Here is a 6,891-nt window from a genome sequence, read left to right as displayed (position 1 = left end):
CGCCGCCAGCGACAGGATGCTCACCATGTTCGAGGTCGTGGCGAAGGTGTCGGGCACCGTGACCAGACCCACCACCGCCAGCATCACCAGCGCGACCACCAACCCGAGGTGGCGCGTCTCGCCGAGACGGGCGAGAGGGCTCTTCGCGGCGGGTTCGCGGGCGGGTGTCTTGACGCGGTCGTGCTCGTCCACGGGCGGCTTCACCGGAGCACCGCCGCGCTCGTCGGGGCTCCGGAACGGAGAGAGATGACGTCCATGAAGACCTGTCGGTTCCTTTCGCTAGTCCCGGCGTGTACGGGGTCCTCGGCGCGTGCGAGGCTCCCGGCGTGCACGGGATCCTCGGCGCGTGCGAGGCTCCCGGCGCGTCCAGGGGGCCCGGCGCTCCTGGTGCGTCGGGGGTCTCCCGCGTGTGCGGGGTTCACCGGAGAGGCGGGGGTCCCCGGCATCCCGGGGAGGAAGCCGGTCACAGGGCGCTCCCCTCCATGATCATGTCGAGGACGGCGTGCTCGTCCAGCTCACCGGCACCGGCCTCACGAATGACCCGGCCCTCACGCAACACCAGCACCCGATCGGCCAGCCCCAGAACCTCGGGAACCTCGCTGGAGACCAGCAACACCCCGATCCCCTCATCGGCCAGCCGCCGCACCAGCGCGTACAACTCCGCCCGAGCCCCCACATCCACCCCGCGGGTCGGCTCGTCCAGCAACAACAACTTGCGATCGTTCAGCAACCACCGGGCCAGCACCGCCTTCTGCTGGTTACCACCCGACAACGTTTTGATCGGCCGCTCCGGATCAGCCGGCCGCATGTCCAGCGCCCGCACCATCTCCCGCGCGTCCGCCGCCTCACGACGCCGATCCATCCAGCCCAGCCGCGAATACCGGCCCAGACTCGCCAGGCTGATGTTGCGCGACACGCTCTGATCCAGCAGCAACGCCTGCGCCTTGCGCTCCTCGGGCGCCAATCCCATCCCCAGACGCACCGCACCGGTCGTCCCACCGCGCCGGCGCACCACCTTGCCCTCCAGCATCACCTGCCCGGAAAACCGCCGCGCCCCGTACACCGCCTCGATGATCTCCGAACGGCCCGAGCCGACCAGACCGGCCAGCCCCACGATCTCCCCCGCCCGCACCGAGAACGACACATCGGAGACGTGGCCGGGGACGGTGAGGTTCTCGACCCGCAGCACCTCGTTCCCCGCGGCGGGTTCCGTGCGGCGTGGCGGGAAGACGTACTCGACGTTGCGGCCGGTCATCAGCGACACCACCTTCGAGGTCGGCGTCTCCTTGGCCGGCAGGCCCACCGCGACCGTGCGACCGTCCTTCAGCACCGTCACCCGATCCCCGATCTCGCGGATCTCCTCCAGCCGATGCGAGATGTAGACCACCGCCACCCCCTGCGAGGTCAGCTCCCGGATGATCCGGAACAGGTTGCCCACCTCGTCATGGGCGAGCGCCGCCGACGGCTCGTCCATGATGATCAACCGCGTGTCGTGCGACAGCGCCCGCGCCATGCTCACCACCTGCTTGGCCGCCGGGGACAATCGCCCCACCTCCAGCGACGGGCGGATCTCCGCGTGCCCCAGCCGCGCCAGCAACTCCCGCGTCGCCCGCGCCGCCTCCCCGCGGCTCACGAACCCCATCCGGGCCGGCTCATGACCCAGGAACACGTTCTCGGCCACACTCAGCCCGTCCACCAGGTCGAGCTCCTGATAGATCGTGGTGATCCCGAGCCTGATCGCCGCGGTCGGGCTCGACAGCCGCACCTCCTCGCCGTTCAGCGTGATCGTCCCCTCGTCGGGCTGGTGGGCACCGGCCAGGGTCTTGATCAGGGTGGACTTCCCGGCACCGTTCTGGCCGAGCAGACAGTGCACCTCGCCGGGCAGCACTTCCAGGTCGACGCCGTCCAGGGCGCGCACTCCGGGGAACTGCTTGACGATCCCTCGCATGAGGAGCAGGGGGGTGACTTCCGACATGGGGCCTCGCTGGTTCATCGTGGGGCCGAGAAGACGTGGTCGCTGCTGAGCCTGGCCGCGCCGACCACGCCGGCGTCGGGTCCCAGCTCCGAGAGCACGATGGGCAGGTTGCCGGTCGCCAGGGGCAGCGACCGCCGGTAGACGACGCTCCTGATCTCCGCCAGGAGGAGGTGACCCAGCTGGGCCACCCCTCCCGCGATGATCACGAGGCCGGGGTTGAAGAAGCTGACGAGCCCGGCCAGCACCGTGCCGACCCTGCGCCCGCCGTCGCGGATGAGCCGTACCGCGTGGGCGTCGCCCATCTCGGCGGCCGTGGCGACGTCCTCGGCGGTGAGGGTGCCCGTCTCTTCGAGGCGCCGGCCCAGATAGACCGAGCGTCCGGCGATGGCCGTGGCCTCCCTGGCGAGGGCGGTCCCGCCGAAGTAGGCCTCCAGGCAGCCGACGTTGCCGCAGGCGCAGACGGGACCCTGGTCGTCGACGCGGATGTGGCCGATGTCGCCCGCGCTGCCGGAGACCCCCCGGTAGATCTTGCCGTCCACCACGATCCCGCAGCCGATGCCGGTGCCGATCTTGACGAGCAGGAAGTCGTCCACCTGCCTGGCCAGCCCGGCGTGGAGCTCGCCGAGGGCCATGATGTTGACGTCGTTGTCGACCACGGCGGGGCAGCCGAGAGCCTGGCCGACCGCCTCCCTGACGGGGTAGCGGTCCCAGCCGGGCATGATCGGGGGGGCGACCGGCACCCCTTCCCGGAAGCTGACCGGCCCGGGAAGGCCGATCCCCGCGCCGTGCAGCTGGGTGAACAGTCCCTGCTCACCCAGCTTGGCGATCATCTCCATCGCCTGGTCGAGCACGGCCACGGGGCCGTCGCGCACGTCGCACCGCTCGCTCAGGTGGCCGAGGATCTCCAGCTCGCCGTCGGTGACGACCACGTCGATCGAGGTGGCGCCGATGTCGACACCGGCGAAGCGGAGGTCTCCGGAGAGCCGCACCAGGCCGGACCTGCGCCCGCCGCGCGAGGCCGCGAGCCCCGCCTGCTCGGCCAGGCCCAGCTCGATGAGCCGGTCGAGTTCCAGGTTGAGCCGGGAGCGCGACAGGGCGGTCACGTCACCGAGTTCGGCGCGCGAACGCGCCCTCTCGCGCAGCAGCCGGAGAAGCGCGGCTTGGTACGCGTTCTCCGGCCGAGCGACGGTCCGCTTCACGACACCCTCCCTGTTCCGAGCAGGTGTGCAGAAGCTAACCCTCTTTAGATGGATTTGTGAATCACTTTTACCTAACGGTTCGCCGACTTTTGCAGCTATCAGCAAAAGTCGGCGAACTTGACCACTCCCGTCAGCTCACCCGGGTGAGCCTCCACTGCTGGTTGTTACCGGTTCCGCAGGTGGCCTGGGTGAGTTGCGTGCCGTCCGCGGTCGAGGCGCCAGGCACCTCGAGACACAGGTTGCTCGCGGCCGAGGTGATCTTCCAGGCGCCGTTGGTCCCTGCGGCGAACTTCCACTGCTGGTTGGCGGCGCTGTGGCAGGTCCACTGGATGATCGTCGCTCCCGACGCGGTGGAGGCGCCGTTCACGTCCAGGCACTTGCCACTCTGGACACCGGTGAGGGTGAAGGCGCCGCCCGCCGCGGCGGTGAACCTCCACTGCTGGTTCGTGCCGCTGCCGGCCGTCCACTGGAGCACCCTGGCCCCGTCGGCCGTGGACTGGCCCTCCACATCGGCCGCCTTGGAGCTGTGCACGGCGGTCAGCCGGTAGACGCCGCCTGCCACGGGTCCCTCGGTCGTGCCTCCCGTCGCGTTCAGGGTGAAGGAGTCGAGGTCGAACTGGTTCGCCGTCGGGTGCTTGAACACCAGGTACAGCGTCTGGCTGCCCGTCAGCGCCGACACGGAGGTGGCGGCCGTCTGCTGGTAGTTGTTCCAGCCGCCGGTGTTCGGCACGGATGTGGTGGCGAGCAGCTGCCCCGTGGGCGAACCCGCGCGCAGCTCGATGGAGCCACCGGCCGAGGCGGAGGAGAGCCGGTAGCTCACCGACGCCACCCCCTGGACGCTCATCGGCGAGAAGGAGATCCAGTCGTTGTTGGAGATGTCACCGACACGCTTGCCGTTCTGCGCGCCGGCCTGGTCGACGATCCTCACCCCGGACGAGCCGGTGAAGTACTCGGCCTGCTTCTGCCTGGGCTGCAGGATCAGGTTCGCGGTACTGGACAGGCCGCCCTTGTCGGTGTAGGTCGCGGTGAGGACGTAGAAGGTGTTGGCGTCGGCATCGTGACCCGAGTTCGTGGTCACCACGGTCCCCGAGCAGCCGGTGAACTGGCCGGTGTCGTGGCTGTGGGTGTCGTGGCCGAGCGCCGTGACCACCGTGACCTTGGAACAGTCGATCGTGCCGTCCTCGGGGTCGGTCACGGTCACCGTGTACGGCACCGAGTCACCGAAGTTGATGGCCGTGCCGTCGGGCGGCGAGCCGAACCTCACCACCGGTGCGGTGTTGCCGACCGTGATCGGCACCGTCGCCGAGCCCTTCTTGCCCGACGGATCGGTGATCGTGAGCTTGGCGGTGTAGTTGCCGGTGGTGGTGTAGGTGAACGAGGGGTTCGCCGCGGTGGAGTCGGTCGTGCCGTCGCTGGTGAAGTCCCACGCGTAGGTGAACGCGTCCCCGTCCGGGTCGGCCGAGCCCGCCGAGGAGAACTGGACGGTGAGCGGTGCCTGGCCGGAGGTGGGCGTCCCGCTCGCCTTCGCGACCGGGGCGCGAGAGCCGCCGTTGATGTAGTCGATGCGGTAGACGCCGTCGTCGGGGTTGGTGCCGCCGTAGCCGACCCCCCACTCGATGAGGTACATCGCGCCGTCGGGGCCGAACTTCATGTCCAGCGGCGACCTGAACCCGAGGTTGGACAGGAAGCGGTTGGTCTTCAGCATGTTGCCGCTGCCGTCCAGCCGCATCTCCATCAGGTAGTTGCGGCTCCACTCGTAGAAGAACGGGGTGTCGTCGAAGTAGGCGGGGAACTTCGTCTCCGAGGGGTTCGCCGCGTCGTAGTGGTAGAACGGCCCGCCCATCGGGGCCGCGCCGCCGCCGTTGCCCATCTCCGGCCACTCGGGCACGAGGTGGTAGTTGTACCAGACGGTGGCGGGCTTGACCGCGGGCAGGTTCGTCATGCCCGTGTTGTTGGGCGAGGTGTTGACCGGCGCCGAGCAGTTGAACTTCGCCCCCGAGGTGGAGGTGGCGAAGTTGTAGTCGTTGAACGGGATGTTGTTGCCCACGCAGTACGGCCAGCCGTAGAAGCCGGGCGACTTGATCAGGTTCCACTCCACGGTGCCCTCGGGCCCGCGGTTGGCGTTGGCCGACCCCGCGTCGGGGCCGTAGTCGGCCGCCGAGATCCAGCCGGTCTCGGAGTCCACCGAGAACCTGAACGGGTTACGGAAGCCCATCGCGTAGATCTCCGGACGGGTCTGCGCGGTGCCCGGCGCGAACATGTTGCCCGAGGGGATCGTGTAGGTGCCGTTGCTCTCCGGGTGGATCCGCAGGATCTTGCCGCGCAGGTCGTTGGTGTTGGCGCTGGTCTTCTGCGCGTCGAAGTTGGAGCGGCCGGAACGCTCGTCGATCGGCGCGTACCCGTCGGAGGCGAAGGGGTTGATGTCGTCGCCGACGCCGATGTAGAGATTCCCGCCCGGCCCGAAGGTGAGATACCCGCCGGTGTGCCCCGGCTCGTCGACCCTGGTCGCGGGGATGGAGAGGAGCTTCTTCTCGCTGGACATGTCCAGGGTGTCGCCGTTCAGGGTGAACCGGGAGACCTGGTTGATCGCCGCGGAACCGGTCGGCGAGTAGTTGAGGTAGACCCAGCGGTTCGTCGCGAAGTTCGGGTCCAGGGCCAGGCCGATCAGCCCGTCCTCACCGCCGGTGTAGACGCTCAGCGTGCCGGTGGTGACGATCTGGCCGTTGCTCTTGCGGATGAGCATGAGCTTGCCGGAACGGGCGATGTAGTAGACGTCGCCGTTGGGAGCGATGTCCAGGCCCATCGGCTGGTCGGGCGCGCTGTCGAGCGTCACCTTCTGGTACCGGTTCCACACGGTGCCGCCGCAATCGCCCGCGGCGTTGCCCGCCGCCCACTTGACGCCGCCGAGCACGTGCTGACGGAAGTTGGCCTCGTTGTAGGAGGCGCTCTCGTGCCCCATCGCGGTCGCCCACACGCGCCCGCCCTCGGTGCTACGGCACCAGGAGATCGGGTGGTCGGGGCCCATCTTGTTTCCGCCGGCGTCGTAGGTGCTCTCGTCGGCGGCGACCAGGACGTGGACGTCGCCCCGCATGTTCTTGCTGAAGTTGTACCACTCCTCGGTACGCGTCCAGCGGTCGGGCAGGCCCACGGTGGAGGGGTGCTTCTTGTCGAGGACCTTCGCGGTGCCCTGCAGGATGTTGGAGTGCGCGGTCATGTGCGCGCCGCCCAGGATGAGCTGGTCCCACCAGGGGAACTGCGTCTCGATGTTCATGTCCGTGGTGTTGTGGATCGCGACGATCCCGCCACCGTTGTTGACGTACCTCTGCATGGCCTGACGCTGGGCGTCGTTGTCCCAGACCATGCCGGAGTTCTGCAACATGATGATCGCGTTGAAGCCCGCCAGGCCCGCGTCGCTGAACACGCTCGAGTTCGCGGACTGGACGACCTCGAAGTCGTTGGCGGCGGCGAGTTGCTGAACCATCGTGATGCCGGACGGGATCGACGCGTGCACGTAGTCGGCGGTCTCGGTGAACAGCAGCACCCGGAAGGCGGCCGCCTTCGCGGCTCCCGCGTTCGCCGAGGCCATCGAGACCCCGGAGACCACGGATAACAGGAGCAGGATGGGGACCATTAAGGCGGTGAGCTGGCGGCGCATGGAATCTCCTGGGGGGTTAAGAAGGACATGCGAAACGACCCGGGCGGCCCTGATGGGCCGAA

3 protein-coding genes and 1 pseudogene are annotated in these 6,891 nt (G+C 68.8%); all 4 read right to left on the bottom strand.

What is annotated here, in order from left to right; all coding sequences use genetic code 11:
- Positions 1–204: pseudogene (locus ACIBH4_RS37075) on the bottom strand (ABC transporter permease); the annotation flags it as partial.
- A 259-nt stretch (positions 205–463) separates the two neighbouring features.
- On the bottom strand, positions 464–1,975 hold the full coding sequence (locus ACIBH4_RS37070; protein ID WP_399173706.1) for a sugar ABC transporter ATP-binding protein: 1,512 nt from the start codon (positions 1,973–1,975) through the stop codon (positions 464–466).
- 14 nt (positions 1,976–1,989) lie between these two features.
- Positions 1,990–3,174, bottom strand: coding sequence for an ROK family protein (locus ACIBH4_RS37065; RefSeq protein ID WP_362521482.1), 1,185 nt, complete (start codon positions 3,172–3,174; stop codon positions 1,990–1,992).
- A 130-nt stretch (positions 3,175–3,304) separates the two neighbouring features.
- The gene (locus tag ACIBH4_RS37060) at positions 3,305–6,829 is read right to left on the bottom strand and encodes a ThuA domain-containing protein (protein WP_362521479.1); all 3,525 of its coding nucleotides are present in this window, start codon (positions 6,827–6,829) and stop codon (positions 3,305–3,307) included.
- Positions 6,830–6,891: the final 62 nt, after the last annotated feature.

Origin of the sequence: Streptosporangium sp. NPDC050284 (assembly GCF_044459525.1) — a bacterium.
Taxonomy (GTDB): Bacteria; Actinomycetota; Actinomycetes; order Streptosporangiales; family Streptosporangiaceae; genus Streptosporangium.
The sequence above is the reverse complement of the archived record's forward strand: the minus strand, read 5'-3'. Positions and strand labels throughout refer to the sequence as shown.